Origin of the sequence: Comamonas odontotermitis, assembly GCF_020080045.1 — a bacterium.
Lineage (GTDB): Bacteria > Pseudomonadota > Gammaproteobacteria > Burkholderiales > Burkholderiaceae_C > Comamonas > Comamonas odontotermitis.
Genome location: NZ_CP083452.1, coordinates 1 through 2,500, shown reverse-complemented (window position 1 = coordinate 2,500; position 2,500 = coordinate 1). Strand labels below are relative to the sequence as shown.

Below are 2,500 nucleotides of genomic sequence, written 5' to 3'. Positions count from 1 at the left end.
CGCCCCAGTCAAACTGCCTACCATGCACTGTCCCCGATCCAGATCATGGACCAAGGTTAGAACCTCAAACACACCAGGGTGGTATTTCAACGTCGGCTCCAGGTGAACTAGCATCCACCCTTCAAAGCCTCCCACCTATCCTACACAGATCTGTTCAAAGTCCAATACAAAGCTACAGTAAAGGTTCATGGGGTCTTTCCGTCTTTCCGCGGGGAGATTGCATCATCACAAACATTTCAACTTCGCTGAGTCTCAGGAGGAGACAGTGTGGCCATCGTTACGCCATTCGTGCAGGTCGGAACTTACCCGACAAGGAATTTCGCTACCTTAGGACCGTTATAGTTACGGCCGCCGTTTACTGGGACTTCAATCAAGAGCTTGCACCCCATCATTTAATCTTCCAGCACCGGGCAGGCGTCACACCCTATACGTCCACTTTCGTGTTTGCAGAGTGCTGTGTTTTTATTAAACAGTCGCAGCCACCTATTCTTTGCAACCGCTTTGGGCTCCATTTGTTCAACTTCACCTACTTGCGGCACACCTTCTCCCGAAGTTACGGTGTCAATTTGCCGAGTTCCTTCTCCTGAGTTCTCTCAAGCGCCTTAGAATACTCATCTCGCGCACCAGTGTCGGTTTGCGGTACGGTCGTGTGTAGCTGAAGCTTAGTGGCTTTTCCTGGAAGCTGGGTATCACTCACTTCGTCTGCAAGCAGACCCGTTATCACCCCTCATCTTAGCCCGGCGGATTTGCCTACCGAGCACGACTACAGGCTTGAACCAACATATCCAACAGTTGGCTGAGCTAACCTTCTTCGTCCCCACATCGCACTACACATCGGTACAGGAATATTGACCTGTTTCCCATCAGTTACGCATCTCTGCCTCACCTTAGGGGCCGACTCACTCTACGCCGATGAACGTTGCGTAGAAAACCTTGCGCTTACGGCGAGCGGGCTTTTCACCCGCTTTAACGCTACTCATGTCAGCATTCGCACTTCTGATACCTCCAGCATCCGTTACCAGACACCTTCTCAGGCTTACAGAACGCTCTCCTACCACGTGCAATAAATTGCACATCCGCAGCTTCGGTAACTGGCTTAGCCCCGTTACATCTTCCGCGCAGGACGACTCGATCAGTGAGCTATTACGCTTTCTTTAAATGATGGCTGCTTCTAAGCCAACATCCTGACTGTTTTAGCCTTCCCACTTCGTTTCCCACTTAGCCCGTTTTAGGGACCTTAGCTGGCGGTCTGGGTTGTTTCCCTCTTGAGTCCGGACGTTAGCACCCGGTGCTCTGTCTCCCAAGCTGTACTCTGCGGTATTCGGAGTTTGCATAGGTTTGGTAAGTCGCCATGACCCCCTAGCCTAAACAGTGCTCTACCCCCGCAGGTAATACTTGAGGCACTACCTAAATAGTTTTCGGAGAGAACCAGCTATTTCCAAGTTTGTTTAGCCTTTCACCCCTATCCACAGCTCATCCCCTAGTTTTGCAACACTAGTGGGTTCGGACCTCCAGTACCTGTTACGGCACCTTCATCCTGGCCATGGATAGATCACTTGGTTTCGGGTCTACACCCAGCGACTTGTCGCCCTATTCGGACTCGATTTCTCTACGCCTTCCCTATTCGGTTAAGCTTGCCACTGAATGTAAGTCGCTGACCCATTATACAAAAGGTACGCCGTCACCCCTAAGGGCTCCGACTTTTTGTAAGCATGCGGTTTCAGGATCTATTTCACTCCCCTCCCGGGGTTCTTTTCGCCTTTCCCTCACGGTACTTGTTCACTATCGGTCGATGATGAGTATTTAGCCTTGGAGGATGGTCCCCCCATGTTCAGACAGGGTTTCTCGTGCCCCGCCCTACTTGTCTGCAGCCTAGTACCACCAATGCGTTTTCACATACGGGGCTATCACCCACTATGGCCGGACTTTCCATTCCGTTTTGTTAACACACTGACTATCACTGCAAGGCTTCTCCGAATTCGCTCGCCACTACTATCGGAATCTCGGTTGATGTCTTTTCCTCTGGGTACTTAGATGTTTCAGTTCTCCAGGTTCGCTTCACTGAGCTATGTATTCACTCAGTGATACCTATTGCTAGGTGGGTTCCCCCATTCAGATACCTCCGGATCAATGCTTATTTGCCAGCTCCCCGAAGCTTTTCGCAGGCTATCACGTCTTTCGTCGCCTATCATCGCCAAGGCATCCACCACATGCTCTTAGTCACTTGACCTATAACTTTGACCTCTATCTCTAGAGAACATCGCTACACTCTCAAGCAACTGCTTTGCGAGGTCTCTCACCTCGCGCGTTATGCCGTAATGTGAATATCTTTGCCGTAGACCTGGTCTCCCAGATCCACATTCTTGAAGAATATTCGTCATTACTGAATAAAAATTCGCAAAGTTTCATTCGTTTTGACGCAATCAAATTGTTGCTGGTGGCACGGTCTGCACTAAACCTTTACGAATGTGCAGTTTCCACCAGCAACGCTGATTTCGAC

1 rRNA gene (cut by a window edge) is annotated in these 2,500 nt (G+C 50.2%); it reads right to left on the bottom strand.

The annotated features are described in order from the left end of the window. Window positions 1-2,230 (bottom strand): 23S ribosomal RNA (locus tag LAD35_RS20275); it reaches 647 nt to the left of the window's first position. Between the last annotated feature and the right edge of the window lie 270 nt (window positions 2,231-2,500).